A 23,394-nucleotide genomic window follows, 5' to 3' on the forward strand; every position below is an offset into this window, starting at 1 on the left:
GAAGAGCCTTGTCCGGATACTCACGGGCCTCGGGGAACTCCGGGGCCTCAGGAACCTGCATCAGCGCGGCCTCCGTGCTGCACTGTCCGCACGGCGGCCGGGCGTTCGCCGCGGGCGCGCCCAGTGCCGTGCTCGTCGACGGGCAGCCCGTCCGCACGGCGTCCGACGTGTTCGCCGTGGCGGGCTGCGCGCACACCGTGAACGGTGTCCCGCGCCCCTGCACCAGTGTCCGTTTCAGTCCGCCGGAGCGCGGTGTGCTGGTCGACGGGGTGGCTGTGCTCCTGGACACCACGGCGGCGCAGTGCTTCGACGCCGCGCTCGTGCCGCAGGGGCCGGCGGTCGTGGCCGGGTCCCGCCGGGGGGTGATGTGCCGATGACGGTCCGACGACGCGCCGACATCGCGTTCCCGTTCCGCAGCGACCGGCGCGGTCGCACCGCGCACGCCGCGTACGACGAGCATGTGCGGGATCTCATCGAACAGTTGCTGTTCACCAGCCCGGGCGAGCGGGTGATGCGGCCGGACTTCGGCTGCGGGCTGCTGGATCTGGTCTTCACGCCGAACAGTCCCGAGCTGGCGTCCGCGCTGGAGCTGTCGGTGCAGGCGTCGCTGCAGCGGGTGCTGGGCGAGGTGATCGAGGTGGAGGCCCTGGACGTGGTCAGCGAGGAGAACGTGGTGCGGGTCCATCTGTCCTACACGGTGCGCTCCACCGGGAGCCGGCGTGACGACGTGTTCGAGGGGAGCGGGCCCGCATGAGCGGCGTGAGCGAGTTGTCGGCCGTCCGCGGCGACGGCAGGCGGGGCAAGGTCCGCGCGGCGCGGCTCGGCGGCGTGGACGCGGTGGAGGTGGGCGACGACGGTCTCACCCTGACCGTGACGTTCCTCGGGAAGGCTCCGCACGGGCTGTGCCCGGAGAACGTCCGGATCGACGGAGGGCGCCGGATCACCGGGATCCAGGCGGTCGACGTCTCCGTCGAGCGGGAGGAGGACCCGGAGCTGGACGACCGGCTGCTGGTGACGCTCGACCGGACCGGCGACACCAGCCGCTACCGGCTCTCCGTGGTGGACACGGATCCGTACGGGCGGCCGGGCACCGAGCCGTTCCCCGGTTTCGACCAGCGGTACTTCTCCGCCGGGTTCTCCTTCCGGATCGACTGTCCCACCCCGTTCGACTGCGAGGACGGGCCGGGTGACCGCCCGCCCGGTTCGCAGGACGCACCGGTGGTGAACGCCGCGCCGGTCATCGACTACACCGCCCGGGACTACGACTCGATCCGGCGGCTCGTCCTGGACCGCCTGGCGCTGACCACTCCCGACTGGGTGGAGCGCAACCCGGCGGATCTGGGGATGACGCTGGTCGAGCTGCTGGCGCACACCGGCGACCGGATCAGCTACCAGCAGGACGCGGTGGCGACGGAGGCGTACCTGGACACCGCCCGGCGGCGGGTGTCGGTGCGCCGGCACGTACGGCTGATCGACTATCCGATGCACGACGGCTGCAACGCGCGGGCGTTCGTGACGGTGGAGGTGGCGCGGGAACTGACGCTGCTGCCGGGCACGTTCCGGTTCGCGGCCGTCGACGTGCGCGGGCTCGGCCCGCGGGACCGGCCGGAGATCGGCACGGTGATCGACGACCGGGAGCTGGCGGTCCTCGGCGAGCGCGGTTCCGTCGAGGTGTTCGAACCGGTGGTGGCGGCCGAACCGCTGGTGCTGCGTCCCGCGCACAACACCGTCCGGTTCTGGACCTGGGGCGAAGAAGTGTGTTCGCTGCCGAAGGGGGCGACGTCGGCGACGCTGCGCGACGCGTGGGCCGACGAGGAGTGCTCACGCCGGGAGTTGAGGCTGGCACCGGGCGACCTGCTGCTGATCGAGGAGGTGCGCGGACCGCGTTCGGGTACGCCCGGCGACGCCGATCCGGCGCACCGGCAGGCCGTGCGGCTCACCTCCGTCACCCCTGCCGTGGACACCCTGTGCGACCAGCCGGTGCTGGAGGTGACCTGGGCAGCGGAGGACGCGCTCACGTTCCCCGTGTGCCTGTCGACCCGCGGCGGCAGGGACTGTGAACCGGTCGCCGACGTGAGCGTGGCGCGCGGCAATGTGACGTTGGTCGACCACGGCCGTTCCCTCACCTTCTGCGGCGGCACCCCGGAGACGGTGACGGTGCCGGCCGAACCGGCCGTGCTCGGTTCGTGCGATCCGTCCGGCTTCGGCTGCTGGGACGAGGACGCGGGCAACGCGGTCGCTGATCTGATCGGCGCCCGCCTGGACCAGACACGGCGGGGAAGACTGCTGACCGCCGGTCAGATACGTGAGCTGTTCGAGGTCGCCGGCGAGGAGGAGACGGGCCGGGCCGGACTCGGTCTCGAACTCGCGGGCCGCCGGCGCGAGAAGGTGGTGCCGGGTACGGCGTACGAGCAGGCGGAGGCTCTCGAGACGCTGCTGGCCCAGCTGGTGTACCCGGGCATCCGGCGCCGGTTCCGTCCGGTGCTGGACCGCTCCCCCGTCGTGCAGGCCGTGCCGTTCCCGCTGTCCGCGCATGTGTCCGCCGGGCAGGCGGACCGGCTCGCCGCCGTCCCGGGGCGGGTACGGGACCGGCTGGTGGAACTGTGGCGCAGCGCCCGTGACCGTGACGGCCTCACCGAGGCGGAGATCGGTGAGCTGACGGTGCTGTTCGGGCTGAAGGTGCTCGAACGCCTCGAGCTGCGGCGCCGTCCCGTGGCGGCGCTGCGGGAGTTGCTGCACCGCGGTGACCGGCTGCTGGCCGCGAAGCTGCGCCGGCTGGAGGTGCTGACGGCGCGGGCCCGTGCGGGCGCGGTACTGGACGGCGGCATCGCCTGGGAGGTCGCGCACACCTGGGGCCCGGCGTACGCGGCGGGTCTCCATCCGGACGAGCCGGAGCTGCGGGGCCCGGCCGCCGCGCTGCGGCAGGATCCGCGGGAGGCTCTGCCGGCGGTGAGGGTCGTCGACCGTGACGATGTCTTCTCGCCGCGGCGGGACCTGCTGGCCAGTGGGCCGCGGGAGCGGCACTTCGTGGGCGAGCTGGAGGACGACGGCCGCATCGCGCTGCGGTTCGGCGACGGCCGGCACGGGGCGCGGCCGCGGCCGGGAGCCCGGCTGGAGCTGCACTACCGGCTGGGCGGCGGAACGGCGGGCAATGTCGGCGCGGAGGCCGTCAACCATCTGGTGCTGTGCCGTGATCCGGACGCGTCGGAGTCGGGCGAGGCGATGCCTGTCGCCGGGGTGCGCAACCCCCTGCCTGCGGTGGGCGGCACGGAGCCGGAGCCGCTGGAGCAGGTGCGGCAGCTGGCGCCGCTCGGTCTCAAGCGGTCGCTGCTGCGTGCGGTGACCGCCGAGGACTATGCCGCGCTGGCGTCGGCCGTGCCGGGCGTGCAGCGGGCGGCGGCGGAGATCCGCTGGACCGGCAGTGTGCAGGAGGCGCACGTGGCGGTCGACGCGTCGGCGGCCGGGGACCCCGGCCCGGAGCTGCTGGACGCGGTGGCGTACGCCCTGGAGGGCTGCCGGCGTATCGGGCACGACCTGGTGGTGGGTCCGGCGCGCAGTGTGCCGCTGGACATCGCGATCGAGGTGTGCGCGGCACCCGGTCATCAGCACGGTCAGATCCTCGCCGAGCTGTACCGGCTGCTGGGCAGCCGGCGCCTGCCCGGCGGACGGCTCGGCTTCTTCCACCCGGACGCGCTGACGTTCGGCGAACCGGTACGGCTGAGCCGCCTGGTGGCCGCGGCGGCCGCCGTGCAGGGAGTCGAGAGCGTGCGGGTGACCCGGCTGCAGAGGCTCTTCGAACCGACCGCTTCGTATCCGGACCATATCGACGACACGGCACTGGAGGCAGGCGTGCTGCGGCTCGGCCCGCTGGAGATCGCGCGTTGCGACAACGACCCCGACCGGCCCGAGAACGGGCGGCTGTCCATCGAGCTCGGCGGAGGTGCGCGATGACCGGGGCATGCGGCTGCGGCTGCGGGGGCCACGACGAGCGTCACGCGCCGAGGGAGGTGTACAACCCGCCGGGCCGCAGCGCTCTGGACTACCGGGTGGGCGATTACGGCTCGTTCCTGGCGGCCATGCTGGACCGGCTGGCCTCGCCCGCCTACCCGGCGCTGCGCGGCCTGACGGCCCGTACGCCCGACGATCCGGCCATCGGCCTGCTCGACTCGTGGGCGGTGGTGGGTGATCTGCTCACCTTCCACTCGGAGCGGATCGCCGACGAGGCGTATCTGCGCACCGCGAACGAACACCGTTCGCTGGCCCTGCTGGGCCGGCTGGTGGGGCACCGGCCGCGGCCGGGGATCGCCGCCGACACCCATCTCGCGTACTCCCTCGACCGCGATCCGCGGGACCCGGACATCTCCGTGGTGATTCCGCGGGGTGCGCGCAGCAACAGCGTGCCGACGACGTCGGGCGAGGACTCACAGGTCTTCGAGACGAGCGAGGACCTGACGGCGCGGGCGTCGTGGAACACGCTGTCGGTGCGCAGGCGCCGGCCGTCGCTGCTGACACCGGAGGACCTGGCACGGCGTTCGGAGATCTTCGTGTCGGGCACGTCCACCGCGCTGACGGCGGGCGACCGGCTGCTGTTCGTCTTCGCGGGCGAGGAGGGCGGGCCCGAGGGGCGGCGGCTGCTGCTGCCGGTGACGCGGATCCGTACCGACCGCGAGGACGACGTGACGGCGATCGGGCTGCCGCAGTCGGCGCCGCCGATGCTGGCCGAGCTGGTCGACGAGCTGCGCGAGTGGATCACGGAGGACGAGCGGGAGGTCGAGGACGGGGAACCGACGCCGGCCAACCCCAATCCGCGTCCGGTCAGCCGGTACATCGAGGAGTTCGACGCCCAGGTGCTGGCGCCGCTGCGCGCCGATCTGGACGGGATCGGCACGCCCGCCGCGTTCGCCGCGCGCCTCGCGGAGCCGCACGACCGGCTGGCGGAGGCACAGGCGGTGGCCGCCGCCCACGAGGAAGTGGCGGCCTGGTTCGAGCGGTTGGAGGCGGTGGTCGGGGAGCTGCGGGAGCGGGCGGCCGGCCTGGAGCCGTCCCGTCCGGCCCCGCCCGACGGGACGGGACCGTCGCAGGGCGCGTCGGCGCTGCGGGCGCTCGGCGCGGTGCTGCCGGCCCTGCGCACCCGCGATGTACGTCCGGGCGCCGGTATCCGGCGGGCGGCGGGCCGGCTGCCGGTCGCCGGTTCGGAGCTGGGCGCGCAGCTGCTGGGAGCGCTCGATCCGCGGGTGGCGGACGGAATGTACGCGGCCTGGCGGCAGACCTCCCCGACGGCGCCCGCGTTGCTGCGCGAGCTTCAGGCGATGCGTTTCACGGGGGCGCCGTTCGGCGCGACGGCTCCGCTGCGGCCGGTGCAGGACGAGCGGGGCCGGGTGATCCGGCAGGCGGACTGGCCGCTGACGGGTGCGGCGCTCACCACCATGCGGGTGGTGTACGACCCGGCGGGGCGTGTGCCGGTGCGGGCCGAGTTCCAGCACACCGAGACCGGTTCGTCGGTGCAGGTGTCGGAGAACCTTCCGTCGGAGAAGTCGTTCGACCTCGGTCCCGGCCGGATCACGATGCGTACGCGGGCGGCTCAGGACCACGACCTGAGCTGGCTGAGCCGGCGGCCCGCGGACTCCCAGGAGCCCGGGGTCACCGCGCAGCTGCACGACGGCCTGCCGGAGCGGACGCTGTTCGTGTCCCGTCCGGGCGAGGACGGCCGGGTCCATGTGGCGGTGAACAACGGTGACACGAAGGCCTGGCACCTCGCTCCCGGTGAGCACCACCAGATCCGGCACGGTGACTTCGAGCTGACGGTGTCCTACACGGTCGGCAGCGAGCCCGCGAACGTCGTCATCGGCATCGCGACGGTGCCGGAGCCCGCGAACCGCCATGTCCTGCCCCTCGACTCGGTCCGGGACTCGATCGCGGTCGGCAGCTGGGTCGCGATCGAGCGTCCGCGCAAGGGCGCCGAGGGCGCGGACGGGATACCGGGCGACGAGAGGCTGAGGTTCGTCACCACGCGGGTCACCGCGGTGCGTACGGCGGTGTACACCAACTACGGCATCACGGGCCGCGGTACGGAGCTGACACTCGCCGATCCGTGGCTGGACGAGCACGACGTGCTGCTGTCCAACATCCGCGACACCACCGTGCACGCCGACGGGCAGCCGCTGAGCCCCGCCGACGAGCCCCTCGGCGAGGATGTGCACGGCGACGAGATCGAACTCGCCGAGCTGTACGACGGGTTGCGGCCGGGACGGCATCTGGTCGTCTCCGGGGAGCGGACGGACGTGCTGCCCGGTTCCCCGGGCGCTTCGGGGGTCGCGGGCACGGAGCTGGTGGTGGTCGCGGGGGTGGAGCAGGTGATCGATCCACGGCTGCCGGGCGACCATGTGCACACCCGGCTGCGGCTCACCTCGGAACTGGCGTACCGCTACCGCCGTGACACGGTGCGGGTTCTGGGCAACGTGGTGGCGGCGACGCACGGTGAGAGCCGCGACGAGCCGATCGGCAGCGGGAACACGGGCCGGCCGAACCAGACGTTCGCCCTGTGGCAGTCCCCGCTGACCTGGCTGCCGGCCGGAAATCCCCTCGGGGCGACACCGGAGCTGGAGATCCGCGTCGACGGGCTGCTGTGGCACGAGGTGGACAGCCTCGCCGGGCGCGGGCCGCGCGACCGTGTGTACGTCACGGGCACCACGGCCGACGGCCGTACGACGGTCACCTTCGGCGACGGGGTGCACGGCGCCCGGCTGCCGACCGGGAGCGAGAACGTACGGGCCCGCTACCGTTTCGGCACCGGACGCGCGGCGAACGTGCGGGCGAACCGCATCACCCAGGCGGTCACCCGCCCGCTCGGCGTCACCGGGGTGACCAACCCGCAGGCCGCGACCGGCGGCGCGGACGCCGACGGGCCCGGCCTGACCCGGCGCACGGTCCCGCTGGCGGTGTCGGCGCTCGACCGGCTGGTGTCGGTGAAGGACTACGAGGACTTCGCCCGTTCGCGGGCCGGCATCGGCCGGGCCGTCGCCCGGGAGGTCTTCGACGGCCGGCGCCAGGTACTGCACGTGACGGTGGCCGGCGTCGACGACATCCCGATCGCCGGTGACTCCGACGTCCTCATGGCTCTGCGTTCCTCGCTGGCCCGGTACGGCGACGGGCGGCTGCCCGTGCGGGTCGACGTCCGCGACCTGGTGCTGCTGCTCCTCGCGGCGAAGGTGAAGGTCGCGCCCGACCACACCTGGGCGGTCGTGGAGCCGAGGCTCCGGCAGGCGCTGCTGCGCACGTTCGGCCCGGAGGGCAGGGAACTCGGCCGCCCGGCGCGGCTGTCGGAGGTGATGGCGACGGCCCACCGGGTGCCGGGGGTGGACCACGTCGACGTCGACGTGTTCGGCGGCGTCCCGGCGTCCGTCACCCCGGACGGACTGGCCGGCCTGGCGGAGCGCCTCGGCGGGCCGGCGGCCACGGTCCCGGCCCGGCACGCCGAGTACGACGAGGTGGTGCACCGTGTCACCGCCGACGGCGGCGAGACGCTGACCTCGGTCGCCGGCCGCCACGGCATCCCGCTCGCCGAGCTGCTGCGGCTGAACCCGGACATCACCGACACCCGGCGGCTGGAGAAGGGGCGGCGGGTGTTCGTCTTCCGCGGCGTCCGGCCGGCTCAACTCGCCCTGCTGACACCGCAGGTGCCCGACACGCTGATTCTGACGGAGGTCACCGCATGAGCAGGGAACCGGACGGTCTCGCGGAGCTGCTGCCGCAGTGGCACCGGCTGCGCGACGCCGAGCGCGGGGAGCCGCTGCGTGCGCTGCTCGCGGTCATCGCCGAGCAGGTCGATCTGGTGCGGGACGGCGTCGAGCAGGGGTACGAGGACCTGTTCGTGGAGACGGCGGCGCCCTGGGTGCTGCCGTACCTCGGCGACCTGGTGGGCTACACCCCGCTGCCCGGGTACGAGCGGGTGCCGACCGGCGGCCTCGGCGGAGCCGGCGTGGAGGAGTCTCGTCGTCGGCTCGCCGAGGCGCTCGCCCCGCGCCGTGACGTGGCCGCCACCGTCGCCCACCGGCGCCGCAAGGGCACGCTGCACCTGCTGGAGGAGATGGCGCAGGAGATCGCGGGATGGCCCGCCAGGGCCGTCGAGTTCTCCCGGCTGGTCTCCCACCACCAGCCGGTGCGGCTGTACGGGTCGGGGTCGTCCGCGGCCGACTCCCGCCGGCTGGAGCGCGGCCGGCTGGCCGACGTACGGGACGGTGCGCAACTCGACTTGGCGGGCACCCCGTTCACCGCCACGGCCCGGTCCGTGGATGTGCGCAGGGCGGGCTCGGCGCGGCGGCGGGGCGGTCTGTCACCGGCCGGCCTGGGGCTGTTCGTGTGGCGTCTGAAGCCGTACCACGTCACCCGCGCCCCGGCGTACTGCATCGACCGTGCGCGCAGCCTGTACACGTTCTCGATCCTCGGCAACGACAGCCCGCTGGTGACGAGGCCGGTGCCCGAGCCGGCGGCGACGCACATCGCGACGATCGACAACGTGCCCGCCCACATCCGGCGCCGTCAGCTCGCCGACCGGCTCGCGGACCACTACGGCCCGGGCAAGAGCTTCACGATCTGGCGGGACGGCCAGGACGAGCCGGTCCCGATGTCGGACATCGTCGTCGCCGACCTCTCGCAGTGGCGCTACCGGCCCCGGCGCGGCCAGGTGGCGGTCGACCCGGAGCTCGGGAGGATCGCCTTCGGTTCACGTTCGGCGCCGCGGCAGGGCGTGTGGGTCACCTACCACTACGCGTTCGGGGACGACACCGGCGGCGGCGAGTACCCCCGCGAGCGGGACACCTCGCCGGCGGCGGAGTTCTACCGGGTGGGCCCCGGGCAGCGCTTCCAGAAGATCATGGACGCGTACGAGGAGTGGCGCGGCGACCGGCGGGCCGGCCGCTGCGGCCCCGAGGGCGTCATCGAGATCACGCACAGCGGCGCCTACCAGGAGCAGCTGGACTTCGACCTGGAGCGCGGTGACCGGCTGGAGCTGCGGGCCGCCGAAGGCTGCCGTCCGGTGATCCGGCTGCTCGACTGGTACAGCAACCGTCCCGACGCGCTCAACATCCGCGCCCAGGACGACTGCCCGCCGGGACGGGACGCGCCGCGCATCGTCCTCGACGGGCTGCTGATCACCGGGCGCGGGCTGCATGTGAGCGGCCCGGTCGGCGCGGTGGTGCTGCGGCACTGCACGCTGGTTCCGGGCTGGTCGCTGGAGCCGGAGTGCGATCCTCACTCGCCCGAGGAGCCGAGCCTGGTCCTGGAGCGGACCACCGCCTGTGTGCAGATCGAGCGGAGCATCCTCGGCACCATCGAGGTGATCGGCGACGAGGTGAACCACGATCCGCTGCCCATCCACATCCGCGACAGCGTCCTCGACGCCACCGGCCACGACCGCGAGGCGCTGTCCGCGCCGGATTGCCGCCTGGCGCACGCCGTGCTGCACGCCCATCGCACGACCGTGATCGGGGAGGTGCACACGCACGCGGTCGAGATCGGCGAGAACAGCGTCTTCACCGGGCAGATGCGGGTGGCCCGGCGTGGTGTCGGCTGCCTGCGGTACTCGTACGTGCCGCCGGGCTCCCGCACTCCGCGCAGGCACCGCTGCCAGCCGGACCTCTCGGGGGGCGAGCCGCTGCGGCCGCTGTTCACGAGTGAGCGGTACGGCACACCCGGCTACGGCCGGCTGTCCGACGCGTGCCCGCCCGGGATCCGCCGGGGCGCCGACGACGGCTCCGAGATGGGCGTCTTCCACGATCTGTACGAACCGCAGCGCGAGGACAGCCTGCGGGCCCGGCTCGCCGAGTACACCCCGGCCGGGACGGACGCCGGGATCATCCCCGTCACCTGAGACGACTTCTTCCGAACTTCCCGAGGGGGACACCGAACCCATGCACGCTGACATCTCGCGCGACACCTTCCGGCCGGAGCGGCACTACTCGGCGGTGATCGCGCAACAGGGCCGCGTACAGCTGGACGCCGACGCCAACGAGCAGGCGGCGATCCAGCTCCACCAGGCCCGGACCGCTCTGTCCGACCTGATCGGCACGCACGGCGGGCCGCGCGGCGCGACCGGTTTCGAGGTTCGCTTCCTCGGCGGCAGCCGGGAGCTCGACGACCTGTCCATCGGCGGCGGCCGCTACTACGTGGACGGCATCCTCGTCGACGCCACCCGGCCCGCGCCCGGCGTACCCGTGCCGGACGAGGACGAGGCCGGCGACGCGGCGACGGAGCCGCCCGCCCCGCCGGCGACCTGGACCTACTGGGACCAGCCGGACGGCCACCGCGACCCGGAGCGGCCCGGCGACCGGCTGCCGACACAATTCCCGTACCTGGCCTGCCTCCAGGTGTGGGAGCGGACGGTCACGGCGGCGGAGGACCCGCTGCTGCGGGAGGTCGCGCTCGGGGCGGCGATGCCGGACACCGCGGCCCGGCGGAAGGTGGTGTGGCAGGTGGTCCCGGTGCCCGGCTCCGAGCTGGAGCTCGAGGACGGGGCCACCAAGGACCAGGTCCGCGAGGCCTTCGCCAAGTGGGAAGCGGCACAGGCGCCGACGGCCCGGATGGCGGCCCGTAGCGAACGCCCCGACCGTGCGGACGAGGACCCGTGCCTGGTCCGTCCGGACGCCCGCTACCGGGGACCGGAGAACCAGCTCTACCGGGTGGAGATCCATGAGGGCGGTCCGGCCGGCGAGGCGACGTTCAAGTGGTCGAGGGAGAACGGGTCCGTAACCCTCCCGGTCGACGGACTCGACGGCACATGGGTGGAGCTCGGCTCGGTCGGCAGCGACGACAAGCTCGGCCTGAACGTGGGCGACTGGGTCGAGTTCGTCGACACCGCCTACACCAGCCGCCGGGAACCGCTGCCGCTGCTGCGGGTCGAGGAGCTCGACCTGCCGGGCCGGCGGGTGCGGCTGTCCGGCGAACCCGACCCGTCGGTGGGCAGGCGGCCCGAACTCGGCCCGTATCTGCGGCGCTGGGACCACCGTCCCGGTTCGCGCCCGGCGGGCTCCGGCCGTTCGAGGACGGCCGCGTCGAAGTCCCGCGGCGGCGCGCTGCGCATCGAGGAAGGAGCCTGGCTGCCCCTGGAGGACGGGGTGTTCGTGTACTTCGAAGCGGGCAGGACCTACCGTTCCGGCGACTTCTGGACGGTGCCGGCGCGCACGGCGACCGGCTCCGTCGAGTGGCCGGTGGACTCCGCCCGGCGCCCGCTGCTGCGCTCCCCGCACGGGGTGCGGGTGCACCGCGCGCCGCTCGCGTGGGTCCTCGGCGAGGGCTCGGTCGCCGATCTCCGGCTGGCCTTCGGGCCGTTGGCGGCTCCGCTGCCCGCCGCGGACGCGGAGGCGCTCGCCGCGGAGGAGAGCGCGGAGCAGGAGGCCCTCGCCGCGGAGCGTGCCGCGGCGGGCGGTTCGACGGACCCCGCCAACGGGCAAAACGATCAGGGACGGTCCGAGAACTGACGGTCCGCCGGGAAGGAGCACCACGATGGCAACGCCGCTGTCCGCCGACAAACTGCTCAGAGCATTACGCAACGAAGGACTGCGTGTCGTCGAGCACCGAAGCTGGCGCACGCACAACCGCAACCACAAGGGCCCGTGGGGGCCGGTGAACGGCGTGATGATCCATCACACCGTGACCTCCGGCACCTCGAGTTCCGTCGAGCTCTGCTACAACGGCCACTCCAGTCTGCCCGGCCCGCTGTGCCACGGAGTGATCGCCAAGGACGGGACGGTCTATCTGGTCGGCAACGGCCGGGCCAACCACGCCGGCCTCGGTGACGACGACGTGCTGCGCGCCGTGATCAACGAGTCGGCGACGCTGCCCGCCGACAACGAGGCCAACACCGACGGCAACCGCCACTTCTACGGCTTCGAATGCGTCAACCTCGGCGACGGCAAGGACCCGTGGCCGGCGGCGCAGCTGGAGGCGATCGAGAAGGCCGCGGCCGCGATCTGCCGTGCCCACGGCTGGTCGCAGCGGTCGGTCATCGGGCACAAGGAGTGGCAGCCGGGAAAGGTCGACCCGCGCGGCTTCACCATGGACGCGATGCGCAGCCGCATCAGGGAACGGCTCGGCGGCAAACCGTCGGGGCCGACCACGCCTCCCGCGCCGACCTACGAGCCGTTCCCCGGGGCGGCGTTCTTCCAGGTCGGCAGACGCAGCGCCATCATCACGGCGATGGGCAGACGCCTGGTCGCCGAGGGCTGCGGCCGCTACGAGGTGGGCCCCGGCCCCGAGTGGTCGGAGGCGGACCGCAAGTCGTACGCGGCATGGCAGCGCAAGCTCGGCTATTCGGGCAGCGACGCGGACGGCATCCCGGGCAGAACGAGCTGGGACAAGCTCAAGGTCCCCAACGTCTGACCGGCGGGTGCACCGCGCGCCGCGCGGGCGGCCCCGTGCCCACGGCACGGGGCCGTCCGCCGTTCGTCATCCTGTGACCACCCCGGTCACACGTGGTGGCCGTGGGCGGCCAGCCACCGGTGGACGGCCGCCTTGTCGGCGACGCTGACCCGCGCGGGGGCGTCCGGGGCGGTGTCCTTGTCGGTGTTGAAGGCCGTGTCGGTGACCCGGGCGGTGACCCAGTCGGCCAGTTCGCGCGCGGATTCGGCGGACAGCGCGCGGCTCTCCCATTCATGGCCGGCCCGCTCCGCGGCTTCGGCGTCGTTACGGGCGGTCTCCGCCAGCCAGACGGGGACGAGGCGCATCGCCACGTCCTCGTCGGACGGCGCCTTGGACCCGGTGTGTGCGGAATCGTTCATACGGCGTCACCCTCACAGTTCGCGCAGCGCGGGCAGCAGCGTGCTCCGCGCCCAATCGAGGAACGGCTCCTGCTGGTCGCCTCCGACCTGGACGAGGGCGACCTCGGTGAAGCCCGCGTCCACGTACGCGCGGACCGCGTCGACGAAGGCGCCGACGTCGTCCCCGCACGGCACGGCCTGTGCGACGTCGTCCTCCGTGACGAGTTCGGTGGCCTGCTCGAAGGACTTCGGGCCCGGGAGTTCCGCGTTGACCCGCCAGCCGCCGACGGCCCAGCGGAACTGGTCGTGCGCCCGTTTCACCGCGGCGTCCCGGTCGGTGTCGTAGCAGACGGGGAGCTGGCCGACGCGGGGCTTGCCCGTGCCGCCGTGGCGGTCGAAGGCGTCGAGGAGCTCCTTCTTCGGCTCGGTGGCGATGACCAGGTCCGCGGTCCTGCCGGCGACGGCGCAGGACGTGTCACCGGAGACGGCGACACCGATCGGCACACGCTCGGCGGGTACGTCCCACAGCTTGGCGTCGACGACGTCGAAATGGGCGCCGTGGTGGGTGACATGCTCGCCGTCGAGAAGCCGGCGGATGATCCCCGCCGCTTCCTCCAGCATCTCCAGGCGTACGTGCGCGGCGGGCCAGTCGCCGCCCACGACATGCTCGTTGAGGTTCTCGCCGGAGCCCAGTCCGAGGCGGAAGCGCCCCTGGGACAGCAGTTGCACCGTCGCGGCCTTCTGCGCCACGACGGCCGGGTGGTAGCGGGTGGTCGGGCAGGTCACGTACGTCATCAGCGGGATCCGCGAGGTGGCCTGGGCCGCGGCGCCGAGGACGCTCCAGGCGTACGGGGCGTGGCCCTGCGAGGCCAGCCAGGGAAAGTAGTGGTCGGAGATGACGGAGAAGTCGAATCCGGCCTCCTCCGCGCCGACCACATGGCCGACCAGCTCACGCGGTCCGGCCTGCTCGGTCATCATCGTGTATCCGAACTGCACCATGGTCTACTTCTCCGTCTCCACGCCGTGCCACAGGGTCGTGACGTTGCAGAACTCCCGGATGCCGTGCCCGGACAGCTCGCGTCCGTAGCCCGACCGTTTGACGCCGCCGAACGGCAGCGCCGGGTGGGAGGCGGTCATGCCGTTGAAGAACACGCCGCCCGCCTCGAGGTCCCGGGAGAAGAGCTCCACCTCCGACCGGTCGCGGGTCCAGGCGTTGGAACTGAGTCCGAAGGGGCTGTCGTTGGCGACGGCCAGCGCCTGCTTCGCGTCGGCCACCCGGTAGACGGACGCCACCGGTCCGAACGCCTCCTCCCGGTGGATGCGCATCCGGTCGGACACATCGGTCAGGACGGTGGGCTCGTAGTACCAGCCGCGGTCGAGGTGGTCCGGACGGCGGCCTCCGCAGCGTGCCGTGGCGCCATGGCTCACCGCGTCCTCGACCAGTTCCTCCAGATCGGCGCGGCCCCGCTCGCTCGCCAGCGGCCCGACGTCGGTGGACTCGTCCATGGGGTCGCCGACGGTGAGGTCCTTCATGGCGGCCGTGAACCGGTCGCAGAACTCGTCGTACACGTCCGCGTGCACGATGAAGCGCTTGGCGGCGATGCAGGACTGGCCGTTGTTCTGGACGCGGGCCGTCACGGCGGTGCCGACGGCGCGCCCGAGGTCGGCTGAGGGCATGACGATGTACGCGTCGCTGCCGCCGAGTTCCAGCACGGTCTTCTTGACCTCGTCGCCGGCGACGGAGGCGACGGCCCGCCCGGCGCCCTCACTGCCGGTCAGCGTCGCCGCCGCCACACGGCTGTCCCGCAGGACGGACTCGATCGCGTCGGAACCGACGAGCAGCGTCTGGAAGCACCCTTCCGGGAATCCGGCGCGGGTGAAGAGGTCCTCCAGGTACAGCGCGGTCCGGGGCACGTTGGACGCGTGCTTGAGCAGTCCGACGTTGCCCGCCATCAGGGCGGGGGCGGCGAAGCGGACGACCTGCCAGAGCGGGAAGTTCCACGGCATGACCGCGAGGACGACGCCGAGCGGCCGGTACCGGACCGTGGCCCGCACGGCTCCGGAGTCCTCGACGTCACCGGCGGCCGGGTGCTCGTCCGCCAGCAGTTCCTCCGCGCGGGCCGCGTACCACCGCATGGCCTTGGCGCACTTGGCCGCCTCCGCGCGGGCGGCGCCGATCGGCTTGCCCATCTCCGTCGTCATCACCCGGGCGATGTCGTGCTGCTCCTGGTCCAGCAGGTCCGCGGCCCGGTTCAGCAGGGCGGCGCGCTCGCCGAAGGACCGGTTGCGGTGCAGGCCGAAGGCGGCGCGGGCGAGGTCGAGCCGCCGCTCGATCTCCTCGGGGCCCAGCGCGTCGAACGTCTCGAGTGTCTCGCCGGTCGCGGGGTTGACCGTGGCGATGGGCATGAAGGCCTCCTCCTCAAGCTCTCGTGCGGCGGGACGCCGCTGTCACATCTCTTCCTGGTGGACGCCGCTGTTGAGGAGCAGCTGGACGTCCTTCTCCTGGTCGCCGGCCGCCATGCCCTCCTCCACCAGGTCGAAGGCGGCGGCGAGCGCCACCTGCATCTGGTCCACCGCCCAGTAGCCGCCCTGCAGCTCGGCGGTGACGGGTGCCGCGAGCCGGACCGGCTCGGCGGGATCGCGCGTGCCGGCCACGTCGAAGGTCGCGGTCCACACGGTGGCGTGGCCCTCCGAGACGTACTGGGGTGTGTCGTCGGCCGCGCGGTCCGATTCGAAGGACCTGCTCAGGGCCCGGAAGACCGCGTCGGCGTCCTCCCGCGAGCAGCCACTGAGCGTCACCACGACGGATGTCGCGGATTCCTGTGCACTGTTCACCGTTGTTCCTGTCTGTCGGGACGTGTCCCCCGTGCGTGCTGCTCCTGCTTCCCGGCGCACCGCCGGGCACTCGTCGTGCCCTTGCCGGCGCACCCGAAGGTCCGCGCGGCGGCGGGGGCGGCCCGGCGGCGGGTCCGTGCCGGCACGCCCGTGGTTCTTCCTCCAGCGCGTCGCCGTCGTGGCGTCCGGCCGCGGCCGGGTCCTTCTCCAGCGTGACCCGGGGGCCCGGCGGGTGCGACCGGGCCTGGGCCGGATGCCTCTTCCGGCGCACGGGGCGGTGCGGGACGCCGGGTACCCCGGTGCCGCCTTGCCGGAACATCGACGCGACGCCCGGGGGCCCGGAATACCGGGTGCGGTGAGAAGGTTCACTGTGCACACACTTCGCGGCGGGCACCGTGTCCCGCCGCCGTCATCGCACGGAGCGCCGGGACGGACCCCGGCGCTCCGCCACGACCGCCGCCCGGAGGCCGCACGTATGCCGCAGTCGACAGCCGACCAGCCCCCGGGTGCTTCCGCGGACGACCCGGAGCACAGAACCAGGGGCATCGTGCCGGTCCTGGCGTTCGCGGGCATCGCGGTCGCGGTGATGCAGACCCTGCTGGTCCCGGTGATCAAGGACCTGCCGGCGCTGCTCACCACCTCGGCCGCCGACGCGACCTGGGTACTGACGGCCACGCTGCTGGCGGGCGCGGTGGCGACGCCGATCATGGGCCGCCTCGGCGATCTGTACGGCAAGCGCCGGATGCTGCTGGGGAGCCTGGCGGTGATGGTGGCCGGCTCGCTGCTCTGCGGTGTCACCGACGATCTGGTGGTCATGATCGTCGGGCGGGCGCTCCAGGGGTTCGGCATGGGCGCGATACCGCTCGGCATCGGCATCATGCGCGACCTGCTGCCCCCGCAGCGGCTCGGTTCCGCGATGGGCCTGATGAGCTCCTCGATCGGTGTCGGCGGCGGCCTCGCGCTCCCCGCGGCGGCGCTGATCGCCGAGCACGCCGACTGGCACGCCCTCTTCTTCACCGCGGCCGGCCTGGGCGCGCTGTCCATGCTGCTGACCGTGCTCGTCGTACCGGAGTCGCCGCTGCGCGCACCGGGGCGTTTCGACCGGCTCGGGGCCGTGGGGCTGAGCGCCGGTCTGGTCCTCCTCCTGCTGCCCGTCACCAAGGGCGGCGACTGGGGGTGGTCGTCCGCCACGACGCTCGGCCTCTTCGGCGGGGCCGTGCTCGTGCTCGGCCTGTGGGGCGTCTGGGAGCTGCGCAGCCCCGCGCCGCTGGTCGACCTGCGGACCACGGCCAAGCGTGAGGTGCTGCTCACCAACCTCGCCTCGATCATGGTCGGGGTCGCGTTCTACGCCATCACGCTGGTGCTCCCTCAGTTGCTGCAGCTGCCTCGCTCCACGGGCCACGGTCTGGGGATGTCGATGGTCGTGGCCGGCCTGTGCGTCGCCCCGCTGGGCGTCACCATGATGTTCGTGGCCCCTTTGTACGCGCGGATCTCGGCCCGGCGTGGCCCGAAGGTCTCGCTGATGCTCGGCCTTCTGGTCATCGCCGCCGGTTACGGCGCCGGTATCTGGATGATGAGCGCGGCCTGGCAGACGGTCGTCGTCTCCGTGGTGGTGGGCGCCGGCATCGGGCTGGCCTACTCCTCGCTGCCCACGCTCATCATGGGCGCCGTCGACCCGTCGGAGACGGGTGCGGCCAACGGACTGAACACGCTGATGCGTTCGATCGGCACGTCGGTGTCCAGCGCGGTCATCGGCATGGTGCTCGCCCACACCTCGGTGCGCTTCGGCACGGTGGAGGTACCCAGCATGCAGGGCTTCCGCATCGCGTTCCTGATCGCCACCGCGGCGGTGCTCGCCGGCCTGGTGCTGGCCGCGTTCCTGCCGTCGCGCGACAGCACGAAGCGGCCGGTGCTGCTGGCCTCCGGCGGTGACGCCGCGGACCGCCGGGCGGGCGCCGACGTCCGGCCCGCACCGGGGCCGGCGGTAGGGACCGGACAACGGCCCCGCCGCCCGGCCTCGTAGCGCCCGGGGAGCAGAGCACGAGGGGGCGACCGCCGTCTCCGTCCCGCCCGGTGCGCGACCGCCGCGTCCGTCCGGCCCGGTGCGCGATCGCGGCGGGCGCCTCCGTCGTGCGCTCCACCGCATCGGCAGCCACCCGTACCCCGGGGGTCCACAGCGACGGTCGGGATCCGGACACCCGAGGGCGCTGGGCGAACAGGAGTGATTGAGGCATAAAGGAGTGACGGCCTCTCACCTCCGCCGCTCCCGCGGTGCGCCCGCCGTCCCGGGACGGCGGGCCGGCGCGGGCCGGTGGGCGCTGCGCAAGGGCTCCGGATGCGGGGCGCGCGGGCGGCCGGGATGTGCGGGAGCCACTGCAACGCTTGCACGGCCGGACTGAAACGTTGCAGTGGGCAAGACCGGGCCGCGGGCACCGGGGGCACGTCACCCGCGGATCACGCCCCAGCGACACTGAGCAGCCAAAATGGCGTGCACCATTCCGCTTATTACGCGGGAGCGCTCCCGCGTCATCGGGGCCGCTCCGGACGGACGCCTCCACTTCTGACGGCCGGTCAGCAAATGTTCGCAGCATTTGCTCTGCCGCCGGACGCGGCACCGCGTTCCCGCCCGCCCGGGCCGCCCGACGGCGGGGCGGGCGGCCCGGCCGGACACCGACAGGGCCGCCGTCGCGGGGCGCGACGGGCGGACGCGCGTAGAGCGGCCGAAAGGCGATCTTGCCGCGCGACTGCCGTGAGCCGGAGGATTCCTTCCGCGGCGGTTGTCAGGACCATGACGTTGAACGTTCCGTCACGGTCCGGCAGCCGGCGTTGGACGGGCCCGCCCACCCAGCGGGCCCCGGAATCCCCCACCGGAGGATGTAGTGAAGATCAAGCGCTTCGCCCCCCTCACCGGCGTCTCGAGAGCCGCACGGCTGACCGCCGTCGCCGCCGCCCTCGTGGCCGCCTCCGCGCTTGCGGCCCCGTCCGCGCTGGCCGACCCGGCCGACTCCGCGCGGGCCACCACGGCCCAGCTCGCCCAGGCCGACGACGCGGTACTCGGCGCCGACGTGCCCGGCACCGCCTGGTACACCGACAAGGAGACCGGCAAGGTCGTCGTCACGGCGGACTCCACCGTCTCCGCCGCCGAGATCGCCAAGATCAAGAAGGCGGCGGGCGAGCGCGCCGGCGTCCTCGAGATCAAGCGCACCCCCGGCACCTTCAACAAGCTCATCGCGGGCGGCCAGGCCATCTACGCGGGCGGCGGGCGCTGCTCCCTCGGCTTCAACGTCCGCAGCGGCAGCACCTACTACGCCCTGACGGCCGGTCACTGCACCAACATCGGCTCCACCTGGTACACCAACTCCGCCAACACCACGGTGCTCGGCTCGCGCGCCGGTTCCAGCTTCCCGAACAACGACTACGGCATCATCCGCCACTCCAACGCCTCGGCGGCGGACGGCCGGGTCTACCTCTACAACGGCAGCTACCGCGACATCACCGGCGCCGGCAACGCCTACGTCGGCCAGACCGTCCAGCGCAGCGGCAGCACCACCGGTCTGCGCAGCGGCCGGGTCACCGGCCTCAACGCGACCGTCAACTACGGTAACGGCGACGTCGTCTACGGCATGATCCAGACCACCGTCTGCGCCGAGCCCGGCGACAGCGGCGGCGCCATGTTCGCCGGCAGCACGGCCCTCGGCCTGACCTCCGGCGGCAGCGGCAACTGCTCCTCGGGCGGCACCACGTTCTTCCAGCCCGTCACCGAGGCGCTGAGCGCGTACGGCGTGAGCGTCTTCTAGGCCTTCCCCCCCACCACGGCCTTCGGCCGGCGGTCCGCCACCCCTGGGCGGACCGCCGGCCTCCGTCGTTGTCAGTGCCTCGGTGGATGCTTGACGGTCCGACACCTCAAGGAGGGGAACCGCGAGATGAACGATTCCGAGATCGCCGCCGCGCAGGCGTACGTGCGCCTGCTTCAGACCACCAGGGCCGTGCTCGCCGACCCGCAGCAGGCGCCGCTCGCGGTCCCGCTGCTGACGGTCCCGATGGCGGAGGCCGACGACGCCCTGCGCGCGGTCGGCCTCGCGGGCAACGAGGCGGACTTCTTCCGGCTGCTCGCGACGCTGCATCCCGCGGAACGGGAGGGCAGGAGGGCCGCGTGAACGGCGACGGCCCCCGCCCGGGTACGGATACCCGGGCGGGGGCCCTTGCCCGGTGCACCGGCGCGGGTCCGAGGCCGGCCCGCCGGGACAGCGGCTCCCGTGTCGGAGAACGGGTCGCGTGCCCGGCACCATCGGCCGCTCGACGACGGCCGGCTGCTTCAATGACCTCGAAGTCGCTGCGGAGTCCGGACCGGCGGCCTGCGCGCCCCGCTGTCAGAAACGGCCGGGGACGGCCCGCGGTCGGAAGACGTCCGGGACGCCGGGACCCCTGCCTTCATGGGCAGGGCCGCCTTCATGGGCAAGGCCGATGGCCGTGAGGCACCGCGTGGGACAGGTCCGGCACGCACACGGACCGTTCGCACGGCACCGGCGGTCTCCGGCTGCTCGGCCGGGCCGGACACCCGGCGGCGTCCGCCGGCGTCCGATCAGTACGGAGCATCCGCGTGTCACCGCCCCGCGGACACGGCGAGAGAGGGTGCCTCGAACGTTTCGGCGGGCACCGCCTCCAGCGGCAGCGGCCGGAACTCCCGGACCGGCGGCTGGGGCACCTGCGGACCGGACAGGACGCGCTGCGGCTCCTTGACGCGCCGGCTGAACCAGATCACCTTGCCGTGCTCGGTGGCACAGGTGCCCCAGCTGTCGCTGAGCATCGCCACCCTGGCGAGTCCGCCCTTCGTGGGGGACGACGTGTGCAACCGCGGAAGGGTGCTGTCCCGGTCGGAGACGGACGTGTTGAGATGGCGACCGGCCCAACGCAGCTCCACCACACACGTCTTGTCGCCCTCGACATGCTGGACGACGTTGCCGACGAGTTCGTCGACGGCGCTGCAGACCGGCATGACATGGGCGTCGAGGCCCCAGTACTTCAGATGCGCTGCGAGAATGCGCCGGATCTGAGGAATGCGCTCTGGGGAAGCCGGTACTTCGATTCTGTACTGGCAGGCAACCGGAACGTTCATGACCGTGGCTCCTCACCGCGACGGCCCGTCATTCGTATGCGGCCCCCGAGTACGAAGAGTGAGCCTTTGTCGCTTCTGGGTAACCATCAGAGTGCACCGGCCACCCGTTCACCGCAACACGCGACACCAACGGCCCGTTGGGAGCCCGGAACTCCCGGCGACGGATCCACCGGCCCCTGAAAGCGGCCGCAGGGCGCAGAACCGTGCACATCGCTAGAATTCGAACATGGCAGAGCGGCCTGGCACGCCGACTGCGCCCGCACTCGTCATGGAGACCGACACCGGCTCCACGGTGATGGATCCGACCCGGGCGTACCACGTCGGGCGTGATCCCCTGAGCGACATCGTCATCGACGACCCGCGCGTCTCCTGGCACCACGCCGTGCTACGGGCCGACGACGGCCACTGGACGGTGGCCGACGCGAACAGCACCAACGGCACGTACACCGAGGGCCGTCGGGTCCACCAGCGGGAAGTCGGCCCCGGCAGTGTCATCCGCTTCGGGAGCGCCGCCGACGGCCCACGGGCCGTCCTCGCCGACCCGGCACCACCGGGCGGCGCACCAGCTCCCGTGGAGCCGTCGGACGCCCGGCCACCGGCCGCCGCACCAGCTCCTGTCGAGCCTTCGGACGCCCGGCCACCAGCCGCCGCACCTCCGGCCGCGGAACCAGCACCGCCGCCCGCGGTGTCGGTCCCGGCGGCGACCGGGACCTTCCGCAGGCCGACCAGTGTGCGGCCGCTGCCCGCCCGCACCGTCCGCATCGGCAGGTCGCCCGACAACGAGCTCGTCGTCGACGACCTGGTGGTCTCCCGCCGGCACGCGGAACTGCGCACACGGCCCGACGGCACGTACGAGATCGTCGACCTCGGCAGCCACAACGGCACCTACCTCAACGGCATGCCCGTCGACCGCGCCCCGGTGCGGGCCGGCGACATCGTCGGCGTGGGGCACTCCGCGTTCGTGCTGGTCGGCGACGAACTCCAGGAATTCGTCGACACCGGCGAGGTCTCGCTCGACGTCCAGGACCTCACGGTTTCCGTGGACGGGGGCCGCAAGACCCTCCTGGACCATGTCTCCTTCCCGGTGGGCGAGAAGTGCCTGCTCGCCGTGGTCGGGCCGAGCGGGGCGGGAAAGTCCACGCTGCTGAACGCCCTCACCGGGCTGCGGCCCGCGCAGCGGGGCACCGTCCTGTACGACGGACGCGACCTCTACCACGACTACGCGGAGCTGCGCCGGCGCATCGGACTCGTGCCGCAGGACGACATCCTGCACGCCCAGCTGACCGTCCGCCGCGCCCTCTCCTACGCCGCCGAACTGCGCTTCCCCCAGGACACCGAGCGGTCCGAGCGGGAGGCCCGGGTGGCGGAGGTGATCCGGGAGCTCGGGCTGGAGCAGCGGGCCGGCCAGCCGATCCACTCGCTCTCCGGCGGCCAGCGCAAGCGTGTCAGCGTGGCGCTCGAGCTGCTGACCAAACCCTCCCTGCTCTTCCTCGACGAGCCGACGTCCGGGCTCGACCCCGGCATGGACCGCTCCGTGATGCACATGCTCCGCGGCCTGGCCGACGACGGGCGCACGGTCGTCGTGGTGACCCACAGCGTGCTCAGCCTGGACGTCTGCGACCGGCTGCTCGTCCTCGCGCCCGGCGGCAGGATCGCCTACTACGGGCCGCCGGGGCAGGCCCTCGGCTTCTTCGGCTTCGCCGAATGGCCCGAGGCGTTCGAGGCCTTCGAGAGCGACCGGGGCAGGGACTGGGCGGAGATGTACCGCGAATCCCGCTTCCACGCGCAGTACATCGTCGGCGCCACCGCCCAGCCGCGCCTGCCCGCCGGTCCGGCTCCGGGGCACGTACCGCCGCCGCCGAAGACGCAGAGCTGGAGTGCGCAGCTGCGGACGCTGGTGCGGCGGTACACGGCCGCGCTGAGCGCGGACCGCACGTTCCTCGTCATCATGATCGCGCTGCCGTTCGTCATGGGTGCGATGGCCCGCGCGCTGGCCGGCAGCCGGCTCGACAGGGAGACGGCGCTGAACGCCCTTCTGATCCTGTCCGTCGGAGCCGTGCTGACGGGCGCGGCGAACGCGGTGCGTGAGCTGGTCAAGGAACGGCCGATCTACCAGCGGGAACGGGCCGTCGGCCTGTCCAGGTCCGCGTATCTGATGTCCAAGGTGGTGGTCCTCGGGGCGATCACGGTGCTCCAGGCGGTCGTGCTGACCCTCGTCGCCCTGGCCGGGGTCGACCTCGGCGCGCCCGGCGGCGAGGGCGTGCTGCTGCCGCCGCTGCCGGAGATCGCCCTGGCCGTCGCACTGCTGTCGTTCACCGCGATGATGCTGGGCCTGCTGATCTCCGCCCTGGTGCGCAAGGAGGAGGTCACCATGCCGCTGCTGGTGCTCCTCGCGATCGTGCAGGTCGTCTTCTGCGGCGCGCTGCTGAAGCTGGACGGCGTGGCGGTGATCGAGCAGCTGGCGTGGCTGGTCCCGTCCCGCTGGGCCCTCGGCGCGATGGCGGGCACGATCGGTCTCGGTCGCATCGTCCCCGGCGAGTTGACGGCCGATCCGCTCTTCGAGCACTCGGCGGGGGTGTGGCTCCTCGACATGGGGATGCTGCTGGTGCTGTCGGTGCTCTTCGGCTGCCTGGTCGCCCGCCTGCTGCGGCGGCACGAGCCCGCCGTGATGCGGAAGTAGGCCGGGTCCGC

Annotated in this window: 16 protein-coding genes; 11 read left to right on the forward strand and 5 right to left on the reverse strand. The window is 73.1% G+C overall.

The window, feature by feature from the left end; genetic code table 11:
• The first annotated feature begins 8 nt into the window (after positions 1–8).
• The 7 genes from AB0K36_RS17160 to AB0K36_RS17190 are packed head-to-tail and all read left to right on the forward strand — an operon-like array spanning position 9 to position 12,375.
• On the forward strand, positions 9–377 hold the full coding sequence (locus AB0K36_RS17160) for a hypothetical protein (protein ID WP_364594514.1): 369 nt from the start codon (positions 9–11) through the stop codon (positions 375–377).
• Positions 374–754 (forward strand): GPW/gp25 family protein, encoded by a 381-nt coding sequence (locus AB0K36_RS17165; protein WP_364594517.1) that lies wholly within the window; start codon positions 374–376, stop codon positions 752–754. Before AB0K36_RS17160 ends, AB0K36_RS17165 begins: the two co-directional genes overlap by 4 nt.
• Positions 751–3,951, forward strand: a complete 3,201-nt coding sequence (locus AB0K36_RS17170) for a putative baseplate assembly protein (protein ID WP_364594520.1) — start codon at positions 751–753, stop codon at positions 3,949–3,951. Before AB0K36_RS17165 ends, AB0K36_RS17170 begins: the two co-directional genes overlap by 4 nt.
• Positions 3,948–7,715, forward strand: coding sequence for a putative baseplate assembly protein (locus AB0K36_RS17175; protein WP_364594523.1), 3,768 nt, complete (start codon positions 3,948–3,950; stop codon positions 7,713–7,715). The genes AB0K36_RS17170 and AB0K36_RS17175 overlap by 4 nt, the downstream gene beginning before the upstream one ends.
• Positions 7,712–9,868 carry a hypothetical protein gene (locus AB0K36_RS17180; protein WP_364594526.1) on the forward strand — a complete coding sequence of 719 codons (2,157 nt, stop codon included), beginning with the start codon at positions 7,712–7,714 and terminating at the stop codon, positions 9,866–9,868. Before AB0K36_RS17175 ends, AB0K36_RS17180 begins: the two co-directional genes overlap by 4 nt.
• Before the next feature lie 40 nt (positions 9,869–9,908).
• Positions 9,909–11,474, forward strand: a complete 1,566-nt coding sequence (locus AB0K36_RS17185; RefSeq protein ID WP_364594529.1) for a DUF6519 domain-containing protein — start codon at positions 9,909–9,911, stop codon at positions 11,472–11,474.
• 25 nt (positions 11,475–11,499) lie between these two features.
• On the forward strand, positions 11,500–12,375 hold the full coding sequence (locus tag AB0K36_RS17190; protein WP_189474500.1) for a peptidoglycan-binding protein: 876 nt from the start codon (positions 11,500–11,502) through the stop codon (positions 12,373–12,375).
• An 86-nt stretch (positions 12,376–12,461) separates the two neighbouring features.
• On the opposite strand, the gene AB0K36_RS17195 is transcribed toward AB0K36_RS17190, so the two are convergent.
• The 4 genes from AB0K36_RS17195 to AB0K36_RS17210 are packed head-to-tail and all read right to left on the reverse strand — an operon-like array spanning position 12,462 to position 15,587.
• Positions 12,462–12,773, reverse strand: coding sequence for a hypothetical protein (locus AB0K36_RS17195; RefSeq protein ID WP_364594533.1), 312 nt, complete (start codon positions 12,771–12,773; stop codon positions 12,462–12,464).
• Between the two features lie 12 nt (positions 12,774–12,785).
• Positions 12,786–13,751, reverse strand: coding sequence for an LLM class F420-dependent oxidoreductase (locus AB0K36_RS17200; RefSeq protein WP_364594536.1), 966 nt, complete (start codon positions 13,749–13,751; stop codon positions 12,786–12,788).
• A 3-nt stretch (positions 13,752–13,754) separates the two neighbouring features.
• Positions 13,755–15,158, reverse strand: a complete 1,404-nt coding sequence (locus AB0K36_RS17205) for an NADP-dependent succinic semialdehyde dehydrogenase (RefSeq protein WP_364594539.1) — start codon at positions 15,156–15,158, stop codon at positions 13,755–13,757.
• Between the two features lie 42 nt (positions 15,159–15,200).
• Entirely contained in the window at positions 15,201–15,587 is a 387-nt protein-coding gene (locus AB0K36_RS17210; protein ID WP_364594543.1) for a hypothetical protein, read from the reverse strand.
• Between the two features lie 475 nt (positions 15,588–16,062).
• Here AB0K36_RS17210 and AB0K36_RS17215 point away from each other — a divergent pair, with 475 nt between their 5' ends.
• From AB0K36_RS17215 to AB0K36_RS17225, 3 genes are all read left to right on the forward strand, one after another.
• Positions 16,063–17,610: an MFS transporter gene (locus AB0K36_RS17215; protein ID WP_364594546.1), complete on the forward strand. Its 1,548-nt coding sequence runs from the start codon at positions 16,063–16,065 to the stop codon at positions 17,608–17,610.
• 856 nt (positions 17,611–18,466) lie between these two features.
• Positions 18,467–19,384, forward strand: coding sequence for a S1 family peptidase (locus AB0K36_RS17220; protein WP_364594549.1), 918 nt, complete (start codon positions 18,467–18,469; stop codon positions 19,382–19,384).
• Between the two features lie 126 nt (positions 19,385–19,510).
• Positions 19,511–19,744, forward strand: a complete 234-nt coding sequence (locus tag AB0K36_RS17225; RefSeq protein ID WP_053557612.1) for a hypothetical protein — start codon at positions 19,511–19,513, stop codon at positions 19,742–19,744.
• Positions 19,745–20,190: 446 nt separating this feature from the next.
• Here AB0K36_RS17225 and AB0K36_RS17230 read toward each other — a convergent pair whose 3' ends face one another.
• A complete protein-coding gene (locus tag AB0K36_RS17230; RefSeq protein WP_364594552.1) occupies positions 20,191–20,703 on the reverse strand; it encodes an ATP-binding protein in 513 nt (170 codons plus the stop codon).
• A gap of 226 nt (positions 20,704–20,929) precedes the next feature.
• On the opposite strand from AB0K36_RS17230, the gene AB0K36_RS17235 reads away from it, so the two are divergent.
• A complete protein-coding gene (locus tag AB0K36_RS17235) occupies positions 20,930–23,383 on the forward strand; it encodes an ABC transporter ATP-binding protein/permease (RefSeq protein WP_364594555.1) in 2,454 nt (817 codons plus the stop codon).
• The last annotated feature ends 11 nt before the right edge of the window (positions 23,384–23,394 follow it).

The sequence above is a fragment of the Streptomyces kurssanovii genome, from assembly GCF_040677245.1.
Classification (GTDB): Bacteria; Actinomycetota; Actinomycetes; order Streptomycetales; family Streptomycetaceae; genus Streptomyces; species Streptomyces kurssanovii.

Coding starts and splice junctions, on each gene's coding strand:
- AB0K36_RS17230 (WP_364594552.1), bottom strand. CDS start 20,703: ATGAACGTTCCGGTTGCCTGCCAGTACAGAATCGAAGTACCGGCTTCC.
- AB0K36_RS17170 (WP_364594520.1), top strand. CDS start 751: ATGAGCGGCGTGAGCGAGTTGTCGGCCGTCCGCGGCGACGGCAGGCGG.
- AB0K36_RS17225 (WP_053557612.1), top strand. CDS start 19,511: ATGAACGATTCCGAGATCGCCGCCGCGCAGGCGTACGTGCGCCTGCTT.
- AB0K36_RS17195 (WP_364594533.1), bottom strand. CDS start 12,773: ATGAACGATTCCGCACACACCGGGTCCAAGGCGCCGTCCGACGAGGAC.
- AB0K36_RS17185 (WP_364594529.1), top strand. CDS start 9,909: ATGCACGCTGACATCTCGCGCGACACCTTCCGGCCGGAGCGGCACTAC.
- AB0K36_RS17165 (WP_364594517.1), top strand. CDS start 374: ATGACGGTCCGACGACGCGCCGACATCGCGTTCCCGTTCCGCAGCGAC.
- AB0K36_RS17205 (WP_364594539.1), bottom strand. CDS start 15,158: ATGCCCATCGCCACGGTCAACCCCGCGACCGGCGAGACACTCGAGACG.
- AB0K36_RS17235 (WP_364594555.1), top strand. CDS start 20,930: ATGGCAGAGCGGCCTGGCACGCCGACTGCGCCCGCACTCGTCATGGAG.
- AB0K36_RS17215 (WP_364594546.1), top strand. CDS start 16,063: ATGCCGCAGTCGACAGCCGACCAGCCCCCGGGTGCTTCCGCGGACGAC.
- AB0K36_RS17180 (WP_364594526.1), top strand. CDS start 7,712: ATGAGCAGGGAACCGGACGGTCTCGCGGAGCTGCTGCCGCAGTGGCAC.
- AB0K36_RS17200 (WP_364594536.1), bottom strand. CDS start 13,751: ATGGTGCAGTTCGGATACACGATGATGACCGAGCAGGCCGGACCGCGT.
- AB0K36_RS17175 (WP_364594523.1), top strand. CDS start 3,948: ATGACCGGGGCATGCGGCTGCGGCTGCGGGGGCCACGACGAGCGTCAC.
- AB0K36_RS17190 (WP_189474500.1), top strand. CDS start 11,500: ATGGCAACGCCGCTGTCCGCCGACAAACTGCTCAGAGCATTACGCAAC.